This is a genomic window from Croceicoccus sediminis (assembly GCF_007570835.1).
Classification (GTDB): domain Bacteria; phylum Pseudomonadota; class Alphaproteobacteria; order Sphingomonadales; family Sphingomonadaceae; genus Croceicoccus; species Croceicoccus sediminis.
The window spans coordinates 406,050-425,006 of record NZ_SUNC01000003.1 but is presented as its reverse complement, the minus strand read 5'-3'; the positions used below and the strand labels follow the sequence as shown (position 1 = coordinate 425,006).

At 64.7% G+C, this 18,957-nt stretch carries 21 protein-coding genes; 14 read left to right on the top strand and 7 right to left on the bottom strand.

Going from position 1 to position 18,957, the window contains the following annotated elements:
- Positions 1 to 75 precede the first annotated feature (75 nt).
- Entirely contained in the window at positions 76 to 2,526 is a 2,451-nt protein-coding gene (locus tag FAX90_RS12660) for a ligase-associated DNA damage response DEXH box helicase (protein ID WP_144097752.1), read from the top strand.
- 116 nt (positions 2,527 to 2,642) lie between these two features.
- Here FAX90_RS12660 and FAX90_RS12655 read toward each other — a convergent pair whose 3' ends face one another.
- The 4 genes from FAX90_RS12655 to FAX90_RS12640 all read right to left on the bottom strand — a co-directional run bounded on the left by FAX90_RS12655 (position 2,643) and on the right by FAX90_RS12640 (position 5,300).
- Entirely contained in the window at positions 2,643 to 3,110 is a 468-nt protein-coding gene (locus FAX90_RS12655; protein ID WP_144097751.1) for an ExbD/TolR family protein, read from the bottom strand.
- A 30-nt stretch (positions 3,111 to 3,140) separates the two neighbouring features.
- On the bottom strand, positions 3,141 to 3,671 hold the full coding sequence (locus FAX90_RS12650; protein WP_144097750.1) for an ExbD/TolR family protein: 531 nt from the start codon (positions 3,669 to 3,671) through the stop codon (positions 3,141 to 3,143).
- Positions 3,672 to 3,788: 117 nt separating this feature from the next.
- Positions 3,789 to 4,556 (bottom strand): MotA/TolQ/ExbB proton channel family protein, encoded by a 768-nt coding sequence (locus FAX90_RS12645; RefSeq protein ID WP_144097749.1) that lies wholly within the window; start codon positions 4,554 to 4,556, stop codon positions 3,789 to 3,791.
- 84 nt (positions 4,557 to 4,640) lie between these two features.
- Complete coding sequence (locus FAX90_RS12640; RefSeq protein WP_144097748.1) at positions 4,641 to 5,300, bottom strand: energy transducer TonB; 660 nt, start codon at positions 5,298 to 5,300, stop codon at positions 4,641 to 4,643.
- Positions 5,301 to 5,695: 395 nt separating this feature from the next.
- On the opposite strand from FAX90_RS12640, the gene FAX90_RS12635 reads away from it, so the two are divergent.
- The 10 genes from FAX90_RS12635 to rplT all read left to right on the top strand — a co-directional run bounded on the left by FAX90_RS12635 (position 5,696) and on the right by rplT (position 13,434).
- Positions 5,696 to 6,556 (top strand): hypothetical protein, encoded by an 861-nt coding sequence (locus FAX90_RS12635; RefSeq protein WP_144097747.1) that lies wholly within the window; start codon positions 5,696 to 5,698, stop codon positions 6,554 to 6,556.
- A gap of 134 nt (positions 6,557 to 6,690) precedes the next feature.
- Entirely contained in the window at positions 6,691 to 8,028 is a 1,338-nt protein-coding gene (locus tag FAX90_RS12630; RefSeq protein ID WP_144097746.1) for a homoserine dehydrogenase, read from the top strand.
- A 141-nt stretch (positions 8,029 to 8,169) separates the two neighbouring features.
- Entirely contained in the window at positions 8,170 to 9,144 is a 975-nt protein-coding gene (gene glpX, locus FAX90_RS12625) for a class II fructose-bisphosphatase (RefSeq protein WP_144097745.1), read from the top strand.
- Between the two features lie 237 nt (positions 9,145 to 9,381).
- Positions 9,382 to 10,317: a ribose-phosphate pyrophosphokinase gene (locus tag FAX90_RS12620; protein WP_144097744.1), complete on the top strand. Its 936-nt coding sequence runs from the start codon at positions 9,382 to 9,384 to the stop codon at positions 10,315 to 10,317.
- Between the two features lie 81 nt (positions 10,318 to 10,398).
- The gene (locus tag FAX90_RS12615) at positions 10,399 to 11,181 is read left to right on the top strand and encodes an inositol monophosphatase family protein (RefSeq protein ID WP_144097743.1); all 783 of its coding nucleotides are present in this window, start codon (positions 10,399 to 10,401) and stop codon (positions 11,179 to 11,181) included.
- An 11-nt stretch (positions 11,182 to 11,192) separates the two neighbouring features.
- Positions 11,193 to 11,612, top strand: coding sequence for a gamma-glutamylcyclotransferase family protein (locus FAX90_RS12610; RefSeq protein ID WP_144097742.1), 420 nt, complete (start codon positions 11,193 to 11,195; stop codon positions 11,610 to 11,612).
- A gap of 24 nt (positions 11,613 to 11,636) precedes the next feature.
- Positions 11,637 to 12,416, top strand: a complete 780-nt coding sequence (locus FAX90_RS12605; RefSeq protein WP_144097741.1) for an SDR family NAD(P)-dependent oxidoreductase — start codon at positions 11,637 to 11,639, stop codon at positions 12,414 to 12,416.
- A gap of 95 nt (positions 12,417 to 12,511) precedes the next feature.
- A complete protein-coding gene (locus FAX90_RS12600; RefSeq protein WP_144097740.1) occupies positions 12,512 to 12,715 on the top strand; it encodes a hypothetical protein in 204 nt (67 codons plus the stop codon).
- Positions 12,716 to 12,857: 142 nt separating this feature from the next.
- Positions 12,858 to 13,061: a 50S ribosomal protein L35 gene (rpmI, locus tag FAX90_RS12595; protein ID WP_066766972.1), complete on the top strand. Its 204-nt coding sequence runs from the start codon at positions 12,858 to 12,860 to the stop codon at positions 13,059 to 13,061.
- A 13-nt stretch (positions 13,062 to 13,074) separates the two neighbouring features.
- The gene (gene rplT / locus FAX90_RS12590) at positions 13,075 to 13,434 is read left to right on the top strand and encodes a 50S ribosomal protein L20 (RefSeq protein ID WP_144097739.1); all 360 of its coding nucleotides are present in this window, start codon (positions 13,075 to 13,077) and stop codon (positions 13,432 to 13,434) included.
- Between the two features lie 81 nt (positions 13,435 to 13,515).
- On the opposite strand, the gene FAX90_RS12585 is transcribed toward rplT, so the two are convergent.
- Positions 13,516 to 13,917, bottom strand: coding sequence for a DUF3597 domain-containing protein (locus FAX90_RS12585; protein WP_144097738.1), 402 nt, complete (start codon positions 13,915 to 13,917; stop codon positions 13,516 to 13,518).
- Positions 13,918 to 14,098: 181 nt separating this feature from the next.
- Here FAX90_RS12585 and FAX90_RS12580 point away from each other — a divergent pair, with 181 nt between their 5' ends.
- Complete coding sequence (locus FAX90_RS12580) at positions 14,099 to 14,458, top strand: hypothetical protein (RefSeq protein ID WP_420810977.1); 360 nt, start codon at positions 14,099 to 14,101, stop codon at positions 14,456 to 14,458.
- Between the two features lie 34 nt (positions 14,459 to 14,492).
- Entirely contained in the window at positions 14,493 to 14,690 is a 198-nt protein-coding gene (locus FAX90_RS12575; protein WP_144097737.1) for a hypothetical protein, read from the top strand.
- Here FAX90_RS12575 and FAX90_RS12570 read toward each other — a convergent pair.
- Entirely contained in the window at positions 14,687 to 15,913 is a 1,227-nt protein-coding gene (locus FAX90_RS12570) for a dihydroorotase (protein ID WP_144097878.1), read from the bottom strand. The genes FAX90_RS12575 and FAX90_RS12570 overlap by 4 nt on opposite strands.
- A 5-nt stretch (positions 15,914 to 15,918) precedes the next feature.
- Positions 15,919 to 16,935 carry an aspartate carbamoyltransferase catalytic subunit gene (locus tag FAX90_RS12565; protein WP_144097736.1) on the bottom strand — a complete coding sequence of 339 codons (1,017 nt, stop codon included), beginning with the start codon at positions 16,933 to 16,935 and terminating at the stop codon, positions 15,919 to 15,921.
- 135 nt (positions 16,936 to 17,070) lie between these two features.
- On the opposite strand from FAX90_RS12565, the gene sppA reads away from it, so the two are divergent.
- Positions 17,071 to 18,951 (top strand): signal peptide peptidase SppA, encoded by a 1,881-nt coding sequence (gene sppA, locus FAX90_RS12560; protein ID WP_144097735.1) that lies wholly within the window; start codon positions 17,071 to 17,073, stop codon positions 18,949 to 18,951.
- Positions 18,952 to 18,957 lie beyond the last annotated feature (6 nt).

Sequence of the window (18,957 nt, the reverse complement as noted above, 5' to 3'; positions counted from 1 at the left end):
TGTCCACCGGGCCTTTTTCTTTGCCTGCAAACCTTTGCGGCACTCATTGCCCGATTCGTTCGTTAAGGTGGGACGATGGCGATTCCCGGCAGCATAGAGACATGGTTCGAGGGCCGCGGATGGCGTGTCCGCCGTCATCAGGCCGAGATGCTGGAGGCGGACGATGCAGGGCAGAGCGCGCTGCTGACCGCCGATACCGGTGCGGGCAAGACGCTGGCCGGTTTTCTGCCGACCCTTGCCGCGTTCAGCCCCGAACGGCTTGACGGCAATACGCCCGACGACGGGCTCCATACGCTTTACGTATCCCCGCTCAAGGCGCTGGCCACCGATGTGAGGCGCAACCTGCTCGTACCGATCGAGGAGATGGACCTCCCGATCCGCGTGGAAAGCCGGACGGGCGACACGCCGTCTCAGCGTAAGGCGCGTCAACGCGTAAAACCGCCACATGTCCTGCTGACCACGCCCGAATCGCTGTCGCTGCTGCTGTCCTATCCCGAAAGCTTCACGATGTTCGCCGGGTTGAAGCGTATCGTGATCGACGAAATCCATGCCTTCGCCACCGGGAAACGCGGCGACCTGCTGGCGCTGTCGCTCGCCCGGCTGGAGGCGATCGCCCCCGACATGCGCCGGATCGGCCTGTCCGCGACGGTGTCCGATCCCGAACAATACCGCGAATGGCTGGCCCCTTGGGGCGACATCGACGCCGTCTCTCATGTCATCGGCGAACCCGGTGCCGATCCGGTCATCGAAATACTGCTGCCCGAAGGCGAGCGCGTGCCTTGGGGCGGCCATGCCGCGGCATGGGCTGTGCCGCAGCTTTACGAGGAAATCCGGCGCAACAAGACGACGCTGATCTTCACCAACACGCGGTTCCTGGCCGAATATATCTTCCAGCTGCTGTGGGACGTAAACGAGGACGTCCTGCCTATCGGCATCCATCACGGCTCGCTTTCGGTAGAGGCGCGGCGCAAGGTCGAAGGGGCGATGGCGCGCGGGGAATTGCGGGCGCTGGTCGCGACGGCCAGCCTCGATCTCGGCGTTGACTGGGGCGACATCGACTGCGTGGTGCAGATGGGCGCGCCCAAGGGCTCATCCCGCCTTTTGCAACGTGTCGGCCGCGCCAACCACCGGCTCGACCAGCCCAGCCGCGCCATCCTCGTTCCCGGCAACAGATTCGAGTTCCTGGAGGCGCAATCGGCCAAGGACGCTGTCGAAGAAGGTGTGCGCGATGGTGAGGATTTCCGACCCGGCAGCCTCGACGTCCTGGCCCAGCACGTCATGGGCTGCGCCTGTGCCGCGCCTTTCCGCGAAAGTGATCTGCTGCGCGAAATCCGTTCGTGCCAACCCTATGCCTGGGTGGACGAACGCGTGTTCGATCGCGTCGTCAACTTCGTCGCCGATGGTGGTTACGCCCTTCGCGCCTATGACCGGTTCAAGCGGATTACGCGCGAACCGGACGGGGAAGGGGGCTTCGTCTGGCGCCTGTCTCACCCCGAACAGGCCGCGCGGCACCGGTTGAACGCAGGCATCATCATCGATGGCGAGATGCTCACCGTACGGTTTCGCAACGGGCGCTCGCTCGGCAAAGTGGAAGAACGCTTTGCCGCTGCGCTGCGCCCGGGCGACACCTTCCAGTTTGCCGGTATCAGCCTTGAGGTCGAAAGCCTGAAGGAGAGCGAGGTCATCGTGCGCGGATCGAAGAAATCCGCGATGATCCCATCCTATGGCGGGGCAAGGATGCCGTTGACGACGCACTTGGCCGAACGTGTTCGCGAGATGCTGGTCGACCGGGCGGGTTGGTCCCGCTTTCCCGACGACGTGCGCGAATGGCTGGAGGTGCAGGACTGGCGCTCGCACCTGCCGGGGCCGGGCGAGCTGCTGGTCGAAAGTTTCCCGCATGCCAAGCGCGAGTACAGCGTGTTCTATACGTTCGAAGGGTGGAACGCGAATCAGTCACTGGGCATGCTGATCACGCGGCGGATGGAGGACAGGGGGCTTTCGCCAATGGGTTTCGTGGCGAACGATTACTCGCTTGCCGTCTGGGGCCTCAAACCGATCGAGGATCCGGCCTCGCTGCTGTCGCCCGATATCCTTGCCCATGAATTCGTCGAATGGGTGCAGGAATCGCACCTGCTGCGCCGCGCTTTTCGAGAGGCGGCGGTGATCGGAGGGCTGGTCGAGCGGCAGCAGCCGGGTAAGCGCAAGACCGGCAAGCAGGTCACCTTTTCGACCGACCTGATTTACGACGTACTGAAGAAGTACGAGCCCGACCATGTCCTGATCGAGGCGGCATGGGCCGAGGCGCGCACGCGAATGACCGATATCGGCAGGCTTGCCGGTGTGCTGGACCGCGCGGCCGAGCAGACCGTGCACGTCCGGCTGGAGCGGGTCAGCCCGCTTGCCGTGCCGGTCATGGTGGTCATCGGGCGGGAGACCCTTCCGGCAGGATCGGCCGACGACGAACTCCTGCTTGAGGCAGAGACGCTAGGCGGCGTTGCCATGCGGCCTGATGATCCGGGCAGGTAGGAGATGGGCGCTGTCTGGCGCTTGGTGCCGCATGCGACAAGAAACAAACCTGTCACGCAACGAAAAAGGGCGGACCTTGCGGCCCGCCCCTGATCTGGTTTCCCCTGATGCGTGCCTTACTGGGAACGCGTCGTGGGGTTCACGTCCTTGGGACCAGCGCCGAATTCGCGGAACTGTTCGTTGCCGACGAAGCCGAACTTGGTGGCGCCCGAGGTCTTGATGATCCGCAGGACCTGTGCCGAGAGGTCGTAGCTCGCGAACTCTTCCGGCTGGAACTGGAGTTCCGGTTCGACCGGAAGTGCCAGCGACTGCTGAAGCGTTGCGACGAGCTGACCCTCGTTCAGCGGGGTGCCGTTCCAGAGGATCTGGCCGTCCTGAGTGAGCACGACCTTGTTCTTGATCGGGTTCACATCGACGTTCTGCGGAACGTCGCTGGGGGCCGGGAGGTCGATGTTGACCGCGTGGGTCGCGACCGGGATCGTGATGATGAACATGATGAGGAGAACGAGCATGACGTCGATAAGCGGCGTCGTGTTCATTTCCATCATCGGCGAGCCATCATCGCTGCCGCCTGACATTGCCATTGAATGTCTCCTTTATCTTGCTTGCCGCGATCAGGCGTTCGGATCGACCGGGGTCGAAATGAAGCCCACCGTCGGGTAGCCCGCGGACTGGATCTGGTAGATCGTACCGGCAACACACTTCCACGGCGTGTTGACGTCGCCACGGACGTGAACCTGCGGAATCTTGTCCGGATCGTCGACCAGGGCGTCGGGGCCGCCGGCACGTTCGATGATCGCATCGAGGCGATTGAACGAACGGTCGTAAAGCTCTTCCGAGCTTACCGGAGTGGCACCGAGGTAGATGCGGCATTCGCCAGTACGGCTTGCGCCCGCATAGCCTGGTTCACCGGGGCTGATGCCGTTGGCATCGGTTGCGGTGATCGAAACGACCAGGTTCTCGACCTTGTCCTTGGATTCCTCGGACGCGAATACCGGCATATCCATCTGTTCGATCGACTGGATCGCGACGGGAACCGCGATCAGGAAGATGATCAGAAGCACCAGCATCACGTCGACGAGCGGCGTGGTGTTGATGTCGGACATCGGGGCTTCGTCGCCACCGGATCCCATCGCTATCGCCATTGTCTCATCCTATCTCGTAATTGCTCTTGCGACTGCCCGGAGCGTTCCGGGCCGACTTTCCGCCGGAGCGGAAAATCCGTGCCTGGCGAGGTTGCCCCCGCCAGGCAAAACGGATGCTTACTTCTTGACCTGTGCGCCAGCAGCGGTCGTCGCCGGAGCAGGCTTCTTGGCAGGAGCAGCGGCAACGGCCGGCTTCACGGCACCCTTCGAGTTGATGTTCGCGAGAACGTCAGTCGAGAAGCCCGAGAGCTGCGCGGCGATCTTCTTGTTGCGAGCCTGCAGGTAGTTGTAGGCAAGCACGGCCGGAACTGCGACGAGCAGGCCGAGCGCGGTCATGATCAGTGCTTCACCGACCGGACCTGCGACCTTGTCGATCGAGGCCGAACCGGCGATGCCGATGGCGATCAGTGCGCGGTAGATACCGACAACCGTACCGAACAGACCGATGAACGGCGAAGTCGCACCGACGGTCGCGAGGAAGGGCAGGCCGCCAGCGAGCTTGGCGTTGATGGCTGCTTCCGAGCGAGCGAGCGAGCCGTGGAGCCAGTCGTGGGCTTCGAGGCTGTCGGTCATCTTGGCGTGCTGTTCTTCAGCGGCGATGCCGTCGTCGACGATCTGGCGATAGGCCGAGTTCTTTTCGAGCTTCGTTGCGCCTTCGCGCAGCGAGCCTGCACGCCAGAACGTGTTGCGAACTTCGCTGGTCTGACGCAGGATCTTGTTCTGTTCGAGCCACTTGGTGAACAGGATGTAGAAAGAACCGAACGACATGACGCCCAGGATGGCGACGGTGGCGTAGGCGATGAAACCGCCCTGTTCCAGAGCTTCGGCGAAACCGAATTTGTTCTGCGGGGCCTCGGCGGCCGCGGCCATGATTTCGATGAGCATTACGGGATATCCTTCAACAAAATTGGCTTGATAGCTTTAAATCGTGGGGTGGTATCGGGCCCGAGGGATGAGCCCGCACCGTCATTAGTTGAGCTGGTAGACGATCGTGGTGCTCCACTGCGCCGAAACCGGGTTGCCGGCATCGTTCAGTGCCGGATTGAACCGGGCGTAGCGCTGGATGTCCTTGCACGCAGCATCGTCGAGGGTCGAGGAACCGCTGGAGCTGGTCACCGAGCAAGCCGATGCACGACCGTCGGGGCCGACCGTAACGCGAACGCCAACGCGGCCTTCTTCCTCGTTACGGATTGCACGGCTCGGGTAGTTCTCGATGATACGACGCGTCCAGCGCTGGTAGTTATCAGGCGAGACACCACGGGCCTTCGACGGCGCAGCAGGCGGCGGCGGCGGGGCCGGCGGCGGCACCCTCAGCACCGGCGGGGCCGGCGGCGGGATGTTCGGTATCGTCTGGATCTGCGGAGCGGGCCGCGTGATCGAGACGGCCGGCGGCGGAGCCACAGGCGGGGGCGGCTGCACTGGCACATTTTCGGGCGGCGGCGGCGGCGGCGGTGGCGGCGGCGGCGGCGGCTCGGAAATGTTGACCGCGGTCACTGTCTCTTTCACCTTCTCGATCGCCTCATAGGCGAGCCCGGTGACAAGAGCATAGAGAACCGCGATGTGAATCAGCGCAACGATGATAATCGCGGCAATCTTGTTACCGCTCATCTGTTGGTCAGCGTAGGCCATTCAGACGGATCACTCCAATAAACTTACAGGCTTGCCCTTGCAGGCGCACCCTCACAAACGCACGACCCGGCACAGCAATGCCGAACCGCGTCGCCCCATTTTTTCCACCCTGCCGGAAGTTCCGGGATACACGCTGCCGGCAACTCGGGAAATTCGCATTGCGAAAAAACCTTACCGTTGAACGCGCATTCGAATGTGGCCGGATCACTGCCCAGCCCCTTTTTTTCGGATTGTTAGCGAGCTTGAGCCCTGCGTGCAATTCCTTTGTCGATTAAGGACCGATTCACGAACTTTCTCGTTTGATGGTTTAGTTCGTGCAAATTGCAGTGTGCCGTACTTGTTCCGAGGGGGCGGGCATGCGCGACCTGATACAATGGTGAGGTAATATGACAATCGTGAAGGCACGCAAATTCGTACCCGTCCTGGCTGCCGCCATGCTGGCCGGCGCTGGCGCGTGCGCTTCCGTGCCGCAGGCCGCAACCGCGCAGACGGCAACCGATTCGCGGGCCCTGATGCCCTATGCGGACATGGCCGACCTTGCCACGAATGCGCAGATGGTCGCGGTGGTGAAAGTCAGGAAGGCGGTCGAGCTTGACGCCGACCGCACCGGCCCTGTCCGGCAGGGCTGGACCCGCGCCTATGTCGAGGCCGATACGCAGAGCCTGCTTTCGGGCAACGCCCCGATCGGGGCCAAGGTGAAGTACCTTGCCGACATCCCGCTCGACGCGAAGGGCCGGATGGCGAAGATCAAGAAGCGCACGATGGTCCTGTTCGCGCGGCCCGTGCCGGGCAAGCCGGGCGAGGTGCAGTTGGTCGCGCCCGATGCGCAGGTCCCGATCGAGATCGTGGGTGATGCGCGGTTGCGCACGCTGCTGGGCGAGATCGTCGCCGATGCCGGTGCGCCCGTTGTAACCGGGGTGCGCGATGCGCTGCACACGCCGGGCAACCTTGCCGGAGAGGGCGAGACGCAGATCTTCCTTGCGACCGAGGACGGTGCGCCCGCCTCTATCGCGGTGATCCGCAGTCCGAACCATCCCGTGCGCTGGGGCCTTTCGACCGGCGAGCTGATCGATCATGGCGCCCGCCCGCCGGAAAGGGACACGCTCACGTGGTACCGCCTGGCCTGCGCGCTTCCCGCGCAGCTTCCGGCGTCGGCGCAGATCGCGACCGACCCCTCGCTGCGCAGCGAGGCGGCGCGCGATTACGCCGTCGTGATCGAGCAGCTTGGTCCTTGCGGGCGCAAGCGGGTCTTCTGACCCCGCCCTTGCAACATTTCGTTGCGCGCAAGGGTTGCGTTCTGGCCATTTAGTTGCGCTCGCCTCTGGCCAAGTGCCTTCGTCTCGCTTAACGGGCGCGGCGAACAGCAAGAGACGAGACCGTGAGCGAAGCGATGAAGACCGAGCCCCTGCGCCTGGCCCTGGCGGGCCTTGGCACCGTCGGTGCGGGCGTGATCCGCCTGATCGAGACCAATGCCGCCCTGATTGAACGGCGTTGCGGCCGCCCGCTGCGAATCGTTGCCGTCAGCGCGCGCGATCGCGGCAAGGACCGCGGCGTGGACCTGTCGGGCTATGCCTGGGAAGACGACATGACCGCGCTGCCCCAGCGTGACGACGTCGATGTCGTGGTCGAACTGGTCGGCGGGTCGGACGGTCCGGCCCTGACCCTGGCGCGCAAGACGGTCGAAAGCGGCAAGGCCTTCGTCACCGCCAACAAGGCGATGATCGCGCACCACGGCCTCGGCCTTGCGCGCGACGCCGAAAGTGCGGGCGTGCCGGTGCGTTTCGAAGCGGCGGTCGCGGGCGGCATCCCGGTCATCAAGGGCCTGCGCGAAGGCGCTGCCGCGAACGAGATCGAGCGCGTCTACGGCATCCTCAACGGCACCTGCAATTACATCCTGTCCACGATGGAGGACACCGGCGCCGACTTCGCCGACGTCCTCTCCGAAGCGCAGGCGATGGGCTATGCCGAGGCGGACCCGACTTTCGACATCGACGGCATCGATGCCGCGCACAAGCTCTCGATCCTCGCCTCGATCGCGTTCGGAACCGAGCTCGACTTCGGCGCGGTCACGACCGACGGCATCCGCAGGGTCCTGAGCGCCGACATCGCGCAGGCCGATTCGCTGGGCTATGTCATTCGCCTGCTCGGCATGGCGCGGGTGGAGCCGAGCGCGGACGGCGTGAAGCACCTGTTCCAGCGCGTGCATCCCTATCTGGTGCCCAAGGATCACCCGCTGGCCCATGTCGACGGCGCAACCAACGCGGTCGTCGCCGAAGGCAATTTCGTGGGTCGCCTGCTGTTTCAGGGCGCGGGCGCGGGCGATGGTCCGACGGCCAGCGCGGTCGTGGCCGACATCATCGACATCGCGCGTCTGTGGGAAAGCGAGAACGAGATCGACCCGCCGTTCTCCATCCCCGTCAGCGAGCTTGATGCCAACGTTCCGGCCGAAACCGGCAATCACAGGGGCAAGGCCTACCTGCGCTTCATGGTCAAGGACCGGCCGGGCGTCCTGGCGGAACTGACCGCGGCCATGCGCGACGCCAATGTCTCGATCGAGAGCCTGATCCAGAAGGGCGCGAAGGATTCGGGTGCCGACGACGGTTCGGTCATGGTCGCCATGGTCACGCACGAGGGCGAGGAGGGCTGTGTCACCCGCGCGCTCGAACTTCTGGCCGATAGCGACAGCGTCACGGCAGAACCGCTAGTGATGCACATCCTGCGCCAGTAACCTCGATCCTGCCGCGAGACTGCAATACCGTGGACCTATTTCGCGAACGACGGCAGCCGCGTCCATCTCGACAATGCGGGGGGCGGCGGCTAGATCTTCGCACCTGCAAAACCTGACCACGATCCTTCTGGGGGAAACCAAGTGCCTAAAGCCAGTGACGTTCTCGATCGCGTCCTCGTCCTAGAAATGGTCCGCGTGACCGAAGCGGCGGCCATCGCGGCCTCCTATCTCATCGGTCGCGGTGACGAGAAGGCGGCCGATGCCGCCGCGGTCGAAGCGATGCGCAAGGCTTTCGACGAGCTCTACATGGACGGCACCGTCGTCATCGGCGAGGGTGAGCGCGACGAGGCCCCTATGCTCTATATCGGCGAAAAGGTCGGCGGAGCTGTCGGCAAGGGGCCGAAGATCGACATCGCGCTCGACCCGCTGGAAGGCACGACGATCACGGCCAAGGCCGGTCCCAACGCACTGGCCGTTCTGGCCGCGGCCGAAGAGGGTTGCCTGCTGAACGCGCCCGACGTCTACATGCAGAAGATCGCGATCGGCCCCGGCTATCCCGAAGGCACGATCGACCTGACCAAGAGCCCGGGCGACAACGTGCGCTCGCTGGCTGCGGCCAAGGGCGTCGAACCGCACCAGATCATCGCCTGCGTACTCGACAGGCCCCGCCATGCCGAAATGATCGCGGAACTGCGCGAACTGGGCTGCGGCATCATCCTGATCCCCGACGGCGACGTCGCCGGAGTCATCGCCACGACCGACCCGGACACCACGATCGACATCTACATGGGTTCGGGCGGCGCGCCGGAAGGCGTCCTGGCCTGTGCCGCGTTGCGCTGTGTCGGCGGGCAGTTCCAGGGCAAGCTGCTGTTCCGCAACGATGACGAACGTGCCCGCGCGCGCAAGTGGGGCATCGAGGATCTCGATCGCATCTACAAGCTCGACGATCTGGCCAAGGGCGACTGCATCTTTGCCGCAACCGGCGTGACCGACGGTTCGCTGCTCGACGGGGTGAAGCACCTGAAGGGTGGCAAGTACACGACAGAGAGCGTCGTGATGCGCGCATCGTCGGGTACGGTCCGCTGGGTTCGCGGCGAACACCACACGACCGACTGATTTCATGACCGCTATCCGGGCGTGAGAGCGGGGAGATGTTTCCCGCTTTCGCCCCGGGTCGGCGCGTGGCGCAGTCCGGTGCGGCGTTCCAGGCGCATTCTTGCGCCGCCGCGCGACCCAATGCGGTACGCGGCGGCGGCTTAGTCCACCGGTTGGGGCACGGGCATTGTTGCATTTGCGGGACTCACCGCTAAGGCCGGTCCCCACGGGGAATCGGCACATTTCGGGAGTCGTTTGATGAAGATCATGTCGGGCAACGCCAACCTACCGCTGGCGCGCGCCATTGCAGCATACCTTGAAATTCCGCTGACCGACGCATCGGTGCGCCGTTTCGCGGACGAGGAAATCTTCGTCGAAATCCATGAGAACGTGCGCGGCGAGGATGTCTTTATCGTCCAGTCGACAAGCTTTCCGGCCAACGACAACCTGATGGAACTGCTGATTGGCATCGACGCCTTGAAGCGCGCATCGGCCAAGCGCATCACCGCGGTCGTTCCCTACTTCGGCTATGCCCGCCAGGACCGTAAGCCCGGGCCGCGCACGCCGATTTCGGCCAAGCTGGTCGCCGACATCATCACCCGCGCTGGCGCCGACCGCGTGCTGGCGGTTGATCTGCACGCAGGGCAGATCCAGGGCTTCTTCGATATCCCGACCGACAACCTCTATGCCGCGCCCGCGATGGCGGCCGACATTCAGGCCCGCTACGGCGATCAGGACCTGATGGTCGTCTCGCCCGACGTGGGCGGCGTGGTCCGCGCCCGCGCGCTGGCCAAGCGGCTCGACAATGCGCCTCTCGCCATTGTCGACAAGCGCCGCGACCGTCCCGGCGAATCGGAGGTCATGAATATCATCGGTGAAGTGGCGGGCCGCCACTGCATCCTGATCGACGACATCATCGATTCGGGCGGCACGCTGTGCAACGCGGCGCAGGCCCTGCTCGACCAGGGGGCCAAGTCGGTCGTCGCCTACATCACTCACGGCGTCCTTTCGGGCGGCGCGGTGGCCAAGGTGTCGAATTCGGCGCTGACCGAGCTGGTCATCACCGACACGATCCAGCCGACCGATGCGGCCAAGGAATCGGACAAGATCCGCGTCCTTTCCATCGCGACCCTGATTGGCGAGGCGATCCGCCGCATCGCCGACGAAAGCTCGGTTTCCTCGCTGTTCGATTGACGATCACGCCGCGCTTTCCCGAAGAGGGAGAGCCGGCGCAAATCGCTTGACCGGCGGGCACGCTACGGCGAGTGCGGGTGCATGGACCTGAAGGACGATATCGCGCTCGCGCAGCGCCTCGCCGATGCGGCTGGCCATGCCATCCGCCCGCATTTTCGCAACATCGTCGACCCTGAACGCAAGGGCGATGCCTCGCCCGTGACCGTCGCCGACCGCGAGGCGGAAAAGGCGATGCGCGCGATCCTTGGCGCTGCCCGCCCAGACGACGGCATTATCGGTGAGGAGTACGGCAGCGAACGCGGCGAAGCGCGCCGGCAGTGGGTTCTGGACCCAATCGACGGCACGGCAGGGTTTCTGGCCGGACGCCCGATTTTCGGCACGCTGATCGCGCTGATGGTTGATGGATGGCCGGTGCTGGGCATTATCGACCAGCCGATCGCGAACGAACGCTGGGTCGGCGCGGCGGGGCTGCCGACGCTGCTGAACGGAGCGGAAGTGCGCTGCCGCCCCTGCCGCGAACTGGCGGAGGCGACGCTGGCCACCACCGGCCCGCACTATTTCGACGATCACCAGGGCGAACACTTCATGGGTCTGGCCGCCAAGACCGACCATCGCCGCATGGTCATGGGCGGGGACTGCTACAACTACGCCATGCTCGCCTCGGGCCAGCTCGACATCGTGTGCGAGGCAGGATTGAAGCTCCACGACTATGCCGCGCTGATCCCGGTGGTCGAGGGCGCGGGCGGCACGATGGCAGACTGGAACGGAGAGCCGCTCCACGCAGGAAGCGACGGCCATGTCATCGCGCTGGGCGATCCGGCGCGGCTCGACGACGTGGTCGAGGCGCTGGCCTGCCACCATTGAGCCGGGCGGCCATGCGCAAGTCGCTGTTTCTCTATGGCACCCTGATGGGCCATGCCGATACGCCGATGGCGCGCTTCGTGCAGGAACGCGTCGTCTCCTCGCTGGAGGCAGATGCACCGGGTAAGCTGCTTGCCATTCCATCGGCCAAGGGCTGGTTCCCCGCGCTGGTTCCGGGGCATGGGCGGGTGAAGGGCGTGCTCGCCGATCTGGAGCTGACGCGGGCCGATCTCATGAAGCTCGACCGGTACGAGGGCCGCGAATATCGCCGGATCGTCCTGCGCGTGCGGACTTCGGAAGGGATGTCGTCGGCGCAAGGGTGGGTCTGGACCGTTCCGCCTTCGGAAGAATCTGTCCTGATCGAAAGCGGCGACTTCATGGCCTGGGTGAAGAAGACCGGCCTGCCGATCCTTTCGCAGCGCAACGGCACCTGATCGCGTCCCCTGCGTTGAAGGGGCATGACCGACAAGAATGAACAGGACGCACCCACCGTCGTCATCACCGGCGGCGGGGCAGGCATAGGACGCGGCACCGCGCTGCATTTCGCAGGCAAGGGCTGGAAAGTCGCCGCGCTGGACAAGGACGGCGAGGCGCTGGCCGAACTATCGGCCCTGCTGCCCGGGGACCGCCTGCTGGCGATCGAATGCGACGTGGGCAAGGAACAGGCGGTCGCCGATGCCTTTGCGCGGATTGGCGAATGGACCGGCGGACTGGACCTTCTGGTCAACAATGCCGGTATCGCCGATCCGAAATCGGGCCCGCTCGAAAACATGACGCTGGAGGCGTGGCAGGGTTGGATCGATGCCAGCCTGACATCGGCATTCCTGTGCAGCCGCGCGGCGGTCGGCATGCTGAGGAAGCGTGCACCGTCAGCCATCGTCAACGTGACGTCCAGCCGCGCGGTCCAGTCGGAACCTGACACTTATGCCTATGCCGCGGCCAAGGGCGGGCTTTTCGCGCTGACCCATGCACTGGCGGTGTCGTTGGGGCCGGACATTCGCGTCAACGCTGTCGCGCCCGGCTGGATCGAGACCGGCCCGTGGCAGAAGGAATCCGACCGCAGCGATCCTGACCATTCGAAACGCGCAAAACAGCAGCATCCGGTGGGACGAATCGGTCGGGTGGAGGACATCGCCGAGGCCATCGACTGGCTTTCCGGCGAGGGATCGGGCTTCGTGACGGGGCAGCAGATCGTCATCGATGGCGGGATGACCCGCCTGATGCAGTACGATGCGTGACTTTTCTTCGCATATGCGGCGAGAATTAGGCAAACCTTAACCCTGTGGGGGCAGGGTGTTTTCAACCTGCAAGGAGGGAACAGGGTCCAAGTCGAATGATGATTTCGTTCTACAAATCTCTGGTGCCCGGCGCGCTCTTTTCCTGGATCGTGTCGATGGTGCTGATGAACGGTGGTACGACCGGTGGTGCGCTGTACGTGCACCGCCTGACCGTCTATTCGGTGGCCTTCCCGTTTTCGTGGATGCTGTTCATCGGCGGCACGGGGCTTGCCTGGTTCATCCTATATTCGATGGATTAGAACGCGCTGCGCCACGCAGCGCTTGCCAAATCGCGCCACGTTCTGTAGGCGCGCGCTCTTCAACGACACGTGATTCACCGCCGGCCTGGCTGAAAGGGCTGCCAGGGCTGGTTTGGACGTGTCTTCTGACAAGGAGATGAAAATGCCCAAGCTCAAGACGAAGAGCGGTGTGAAGAAGCGCTTCAAGATCACCGCCAACGGCAAGGTCAAGCACGGCGTCGCCGGCAAGCGCCACCGCCTCATCAGCCACAACGGCAAGTACATCCGCCAGAACCGCGGCACCACCGTGATCAGCGACGCAGACGCGAAGACGATCAAGAAGTGGGCGCCCTACGGGCTGAACTGAGGAGTAGCGACAGATGGCACGTATCAAGAGGGGTGTTACCACCCGCACCAAGCACAAGCGTCTTCTGGAGCAGGCCAAGGGTTACCGCGGCCGCCGCAAGAACACGATCCGCGTTGCACGTCAGGCCGTCGAAAAGGCCGGCCAGTACGCGTACCGCGACCGCAAGGTTAAGAAGCGGAACTTCCGCGCCCTGTGGATTCAGCGCATCAACGCCGCTGTCCGCGCCGAAGGCCTGACCTATTCGCAGTTCATGCACGGCGCGAAGCTCGCCGGCATCGAACTGGACCGCAAGGTCATGGCCGACCTCGCGATGAACGAAAGCGCCGCTTTCGGTGCGATCATCGCCCAGGCGAAGAAGGCTCTCCCGGCCTAAGCCAGACAGCGCCTTCGGGTACGAAAAAGCCCGCCGGTTCCATGATGGAGCCGGCGGGCTTTTCGTTTGTCGGTCGCTGGCTCAGTCCAGCATGGATGCCGGAACCTTGCCGCCGTTCCTGGCAAGACCGTTCATTACCGCCTTGTGCAACGCGATGTTCTCTTCCGCCTTGCCCGAATAGTCGGTGTCGCCCAGTTCGTGGGCCAGTTCCTTGCGGTTCTCATAGCTGGGATCGATCCCGACCAGCTTCATCAGGTCGACGATAGAGGTCCGCCAGTTGAGGCGGTCGGCCCCGTCCATCGCGGACAGCTGCCTTTCGACATCGACATCGGACATCACGCCGGCATTGTTGGTCGTTGCCGTGGGCGAAGGCATGCCGCCGGGCGGGGTCGTGCGAATGTTGCCGTCGGGGGTTACTTGCGGGTCGCGATCGGCCTTCTTCTTGCCGAAGATAGCGTCCTTGATCTTGCCGAAAATGCTCATGGATCGAATTCCTTGTCGCTTGCGGCCCTTCGCAAAGGGCGTGTCGTTGCCCGATCAGCGGTCCTGAGGCGTGCTTGTTCCCGGCAATGCGACAGGGCGTGACAATTGCGTGCCGCCCCTTGCCCTTGTCGGTTCGCTGCGGGATAGAAGCGGCGAGCAATCCATTTCGGTGACAGGAAGAATGATGGGCCCTTTTGACGGAATTCTCGGCCAGCTTGGCGAACATGGCGATGTTGCCAACATGGCGCAGAAGCTGGGCATCGATCCGAAGATGGCCGAAGTGGCGATCGCGGCACTGGGGCAGGCGCATGCTCAGCCGGGCGATACGGTTGAACTCGCATCCAGGAAGACCGGCATGGATACGGGCGTCCTGATGCAGATCGTTCAGATGATCGGCGGTGAAGGATCGCTTGGCGAATTCGCCCGAATGCTCGACAGTCCTCAGGCCCAGAGTGTGCTCAAGATGCTGGACCGTGACGGTGACGGCAATCCGCTTGACGACATCGCGGGCATGGCGTCCGGCTTCTTCGGCAAAAAATAAGCCCTACGCGGCTTACTCCCCGGATATCCGCGACATGAGCGACATTGCCCTCTCCCTCCTCGTCCTTGGCGTCATCGCGATGTGCGTGGGGGCCTGGCTCGCCTGGAAAAAGGGCGACAGGAAACGCGCCGGGCTGATGCTCGTGCTTGCCGTCGTCATGGCGCTCAACGTCGGGATATGGACGATTCCAGGCCCGTCGGAAACGACACTGGCCGAAGAGGCGCGGGACTAGACCTTTACGTCCATCCCGCCCTTGAACAGGCCAAGCGCGCGGCCCTGAACGGGCTGTTTATCGAACGGGGTGTTGCCCGCCTGCGCTTCCATCCGGTCCGAATCGACGATCCACGGCCGGTCGGGATCGACGATCGCGATGTCCGCTTCCAGCCCTTGTTCCAGCCGTCCGGCCGGAACGCCAAGGATCGCGGCGGGATTGGCGCAGAGCAGTTGCGCCATCCGGTTCATGTCGATGACACCATCACGCACCAGTTGCAGCGTCAGCGGCAGCAGCGTTTCGGCCCCCGCCATGCCCGGCGCAGCATCGGCAAACGGCAGGCGCTTGTCTTCCGGCCCGCGCGGGTCGTGGCCACTGGCGACAACATCGATGGTGCCGTCGGCCAGCGCGGCCAGGACGGCCTGACGGTCGCTTTCGGCGCGCAGGGGCGGGGACAGGCGTGCAAAAGTCAGAAATCCGTTCACCGCGATGTCGGACAGCATGAAGTGGGCAGGCGTCACGCCGCAGGTGACGCGCAGGCCGCGATCCTTCGCCTTGCGCACGATGTCGAGCGCAGCGGCGGTGGTGACCTGCCGGATGTGCAGATGCGCGCCCGCCATCTCGGCCAGCGTGACATCGCGCATGACGGCCAGTGCCTCTGCCTCTGCCGGGGCGCTGGCAAGGCCGAGGCGGGTCGCGGTCTCACCATCGGTGGCTACCGCACCGCCGGCGATCCCGTCGTCTTCCGCGTGCGAGATGAAGGGCAGGCCCAGCATCGCGGCATATTGCAGGACGCGCAGCATGACGCCCGAATCGGCGATCCACTTGCGGCCGGATGACACGGCCTTGGCGCCTGCGTCTTTCATCAGGCCGAGTTCGGGCAATTCGCTGCCTTCCAGCCCGCGCGTTGCCGCGGCGATGGGATGGACCCAGAAGTCGGGCTTGCCGAAGCTTGCCGCGAAACGGACGCGCGCCGGATAGTCCAGTGGCGGCGGCTGATCGGGCATCAGCGCTGCGCGCGTGATGCCGCCGAAATGAAACGCGGGCTTGTCGATCTCGAACACGCCGAGGTCGATGATGCCGGGCATGACGATCTTGCCTTTGGCATCGACCGTACGGTCACCCTCGCTGGCCGAAATGTCGCCCACCGCGACGATCCGGTCGCCTTCGCAGCGGATTGCGCCGGTCGCGGGCTCTCCCGATCCGGTCAGCAGTTTGCCGCCGGTGATCGTCAGGGGTGCCATCGGTTTCACGAAAGCGGCTCCCATCCTTCGACACCGCGCGCGCGGCGGGTCAGCACGTCGAGACAGGCCATGCGGATCGCGACGCCCATCTCGACTTGGGTGGTGATGGCACTGCGCTCGATCATGTCGGCGACGTCGCTGTCGATCTCGACCCCGCGGTTCATAGGGCCGGGATGCATGACCAGCGCATGGGGCGCCGCGCGCTGCAACCGGGTCTGCGTCAGGCCGTAAAGGTGGCGATATTCGCGTGCCGACGGGATGAAGGGCCCGCTCATCCGTTCGTTCTGAAGGCGCAGCATCATGACGACGTCGACGCCGTCGACGGCTTCGTCGAAATTGGTGTAGGCCGACACGCGCATCTGTTCGATGGCCGCCGGCATCAACGCGGGCGGCGCGCAGACGCGCACGTCCGCGCCCAGCGCGGTGAGCAGCAGCATGTTCGAACGCGCGACGCGGCTGTGCAGGATATCGCCGGAGATCGCGACCTTGAGGCCGGTGAATTCGTCGCTGCCGCGCGTGCGCATCCATTGCCGCATGGTCAGCGCGTCGAGCAGGGCCTGGGTCGGGTGTTCGTGCCGCCCGTCGCCGGCGTTCAGCACCGGGCAGTCGACCTTGTCGCCGATCAGCCGGACCGCGCCGGAACTGGCATGGCGGATGACGATGGCATCGGCGCGCATCGCGTTCAGCGTCGTCGCCGTGTCGATCAGGGTCTCGCCCTTCTTCACGCTCGACTGCGCGGCGTGCATGTTGACGACGTCCGCGCCCAGCCGCTTGCCCGCGATTTCGAAGGACAGGAGCGTCCGGGTCGAGTTTTCGAAGAAGGCGTTGATGATGGTCAGGCCCGCCAGCGTGTCGACATGCTTCGTCGGCTGACGGTTGAGGGCGACCCACTGCTCCGCCTCGTCCAGCAGGTACAGGATCTGCCACGGGGCCAGTTCGGAAATGCCGGTGAGGTCCTTGTGGGGAAACGCCAGGCCACCGGCGGGGTAGCGGGTGGAGGAAGAAGGGGGCGTGTCGCTCATCTCGGGAACCGTGCCCTATTCACCTTCGCGCGATTGGGCAAGCGTGCGTGCGCCAAACTCTCACCGTTTTTGTCCTTTGCCCTTTTGCCGCGCGGTAACTAGCTTGGCAACGATACACCGGTTTCAGGAAATCAAATGTCGTTTGCCCGCAAGGTCTGGAAGTTCCTCGTCGCGATCAAGGACGGGCTCGTCCTGCTCCTTCTCCTGCTGTTTTTCGCCGCGCTCTACGCCGCGTTGAGCTTTCGCCCGACGCCCGCTTCGGTAAAGGAAGGCGCGCTACTCGTCACGCTGGACGGCGTGGTGGTGGAAGAGCCGCAGCGCGTCGACCCGCTGGCGTTGATCGTGCCGATGCAGGCGGCCACGCGCGAACACCGCGCCGCCGACGTGATTCGCGCGATCGAGGGCGCGGCGGGCGACGACAAGATCAAGGCCGTGGCGCTCGATCTCGATTATTTCCTCGGGGCGGGGCAAGTGACGCTGTCCGACATCGGCCGCGCGATGGACAAGGTGCGCGCCGCGGACAAGCCGGTGCTGGTCCACGCCATCGCCTATTCCGCCGACAGCGCGCAACTTGCCGCGCATGCGAGCGAGGTATGGATGGACCCGATGGGCGGCGCGCTGCTGGCAGGGCCGGGCGGGACCTACCTGTTCTGGGGAGATGCCGCCGACAAGTATGGCGTCAACGTCCACGTCTACCGCGCGGGGCGTTATAAAAGCGCAGTCGAACCCTATACCCGCAGCTCGTTTTCGGACGATGCGCGGCAGGACATCGGGGGCGCGCTCGATTCGCTGTGGGATCAGTGGCGCGGCGAAGTCGCGCGGGCGCGCCCGGCTGCAAAGCTCGACAAGCTGATTTCCGATCCTGCTGGCGCCATCGCCGACGCGGGCGGCGATCCGGCAGAGGCGGCGGTGGCCAGCGGACTGGTCGACAAGCTGGGCAGCCGCCAGGATTTCGGCGCGCAGGTCGCCACCATCGCGGGCGCGGACGACGAAATGCCCGACGATCCCTCTGCATTTGCGCATACCAGCTACGAGACATGGCTGAAGGCGCGGCCGGCCGAGACGTCGGGCAAGACGATCGGGGTGGTGACGATTGCGGGCACCATTGTCGATGGCAGCGCCGGTCCGGGCACTGCGGGCGGGGACCGGATTGCCGAAATTCTCGACGATGCGCTGGACGACGATCTGGCCGCGCTGGTGGTGCGAGTCGATTCGCCCGGCGGGTCGGTCACCGCGTCCGAAGTCATCCGCCAGTCGATCCTGCGCCACAAGGAAGCGGGCATCCCGGTCGTCGTTTCGATGGGCAACATCGCGGCCAGCGGCGGGTACTGGGTATCGACGCCGGGCGATGCGATCTTTGCCGAACCGTCGACCATCACCGGATCGATCGGCGTTTTCGCGACCATCCCCTCGTTCGAGGGCACGTTGAACCGCTTTTCGGTTCGCACCGATTCGCTGGGGACGACGCCGCTTTCGGGTCAGCCCGACATTTTTGGCGGCATCTCCGAACAGATGGACGCGGTCCTGCAGGCGCAGATCACGCAGTCCTACGACATGTTCCTTGATCTGGTGCAGGCGTCGCGGAAGGTCGACCGCGCCAAGACGCTGACTTTCGCGGAAGGGCGCACCTGGACCGGCGGCACGGCGCGGCAGGTCGGCCTTGTCGATCGGCTGGGCGGACTGGACGATGCGCTGGAATACGCCGCGAAAGAAGCCGGGCTCGACGAAGGCGACTGGCACGCCCGCTTCCTCCAGGAAAAGCCCGATGCCTTCGCGATGTTCCTGCAGGACCTGACGGCGCCGCAAGAGGAATCGGTGCGCATCGGCCTTGCCGAAGTGCTGGTCGCGCGCCGCAATGCGCAGCTATCGTCGGTGGTGGAGGACGTGGAGGCGATGATGGCGCGTCCATCCATACAGGCGCGGTGCACGACTTGTCCGGTTCCAGCGCGCCTGCTTTCGGTAGAGGCGGATACCCCGCGCTGGTTACGCGCGGCCCAGGCGCTTTTCGCGAACTGATCGGCA

What these genes read in the sequence shown, in the direction of transcription:
- FAX90_RS12640 (WP_144097748.1), bottom strand. Translation starts at nt 5,300, where the DNA reads ATGGCCTACGCTGACCAACAGATGAGCGGTAACAAGATTGCCGCGATT.
- FAX90_RS12615 (WP_144097743.1), top strand. Translation starts at nt 10,399, where the DNA reads ATGGACCTGAAGGACGATATCGCGCTCGCGCAGCGCCTCGCCGATGCG.
- FAX90_RS12580 (WP_420810977.1), top strand. Translation starts at nt 14,099, where the DNA reads ATGATGGGCCCTTTTGACGGAATTCTCGGCCAGCTTGGCGAACATGGC.
- FAX90_RS12585 (WP_144097738.1), bottom strand. Translation starts at nt 13,917, where the DNA reads ATGAGCATTTTCGGCAAGATCAAGGACGCTATCTTCGGCAAGAAGAAG.
- FAX90_RS12605 (WP_144097741.1), top strand. Translation starts at nt 11,637, where the DNA reads ATGACCGACAAGAATGAACAGGACGCACCCACCGTCGTCATCACCGGC.
- FAX90_RS12600 (WP_144097740.1), top strand. Translation starts at nt 12,512, where the DNA reads ATGATGATTTCGTTCTACAAATCTCTGGTGCCCGGCGCGCTCTTTTCC.
- rpmI (WP_066766972.1), top strand. Translation starts at nt 12,858, where the DNA reads ATGCCCAAGCTCAAGACGAAGAGCGGTGTGAAGAAGCGCTTCAAGATC.
- FAX90_RS12650 (WP_144097750.1), bottom strand. Translation starts at nt 3,671, where the DNA reads ATGGCGATAGCGATGGGATCCGGTGGCGACGAAGCCCCGATGTCCGAC.
- FAX90_RS12575 (WP_144097737.1), top strand. Translation starts at nt 14,493, where the DNA reads ATGAGCGACATTGCCCTCTCCCTCCTCGTCCTTGGCGTCATCGCGATG.
- FAX90_RS12660 (WP_144097752.1), top strand. Translation starts at nt 76, where the DNA reads ATGGCGATTCCCGGCAGCATAGAGACATGGTTCGAGGGCCGCGGATGG.
- sppA (WP_144097735.1), top strand. Translation starts at nt 17,071, where the DNA reads ATGTCGTTTGCCCGCAAGGTCTGGAAGTTCCTCGTCGCGATCAAGGAC.
- rplT (WP_144097739.1), top strand. Translation starts at nt 13,075, where the DNA reads ATGGCACGTATCAAGAGGGGTGTTACCACCCGCACCAAGCACAAGCGT.
- FAX90_RS12645 (WP_144097749.1), bottom strand. Translation starts at nt 4,556, where the DNA reads ATGCTCATCGAAATCATGGCCGCGGCCGCCGAGGCCCCGCAGAACAAA.
- FAX90_RS12620 (WP_144097744.1), top strand. Translation starts at nt 9,382, where the DNA reads ATGAAGATCATGTCGGGCAACGCCAACCTACCGCTGGCGCGCGCCATT.
- FAX90_RS12570 (WP_144097878.1), bottom strand. Translation starts at nt 15,913, where the DNA reads ATGGCACCCCTGACGATCACCGGCGGCAAACTGCTGACCGGATCGGGA.
- FAX90_RS12565 (WP_144097736.1), bottom strand. Translation starts at nt 16,935, where the DNA reads ATGAGCGACACGCCCCCTTCTTCCTCCACCCGCTACCCCGCCGGTGGC.
- FAX90_RS12630 (WP_144097746.1), top strand. Translation starts at nt 6,691, where the DNA reads ATGAAGACCGAGCCCCTGCGCCTGGCCCTGGCGGGCCTTGGCACCGTC.
- FAX90_RS12610 (WP_144097742.1), top strand. Translation starts at nt 11,193, where the DNA reads ATGCGCAAGTCGCTGTTTCTCTATGGCACCCTGATGGGCCATGCCGAT.
- FAX90_RS12655 (WP_144097751.1), bottom strand. Translation starts at nt 3,110, where the DNA reads ATGGCAATGTCAGGCGGCAGCGATGATGGCTCGCCGATGATGGAAATG.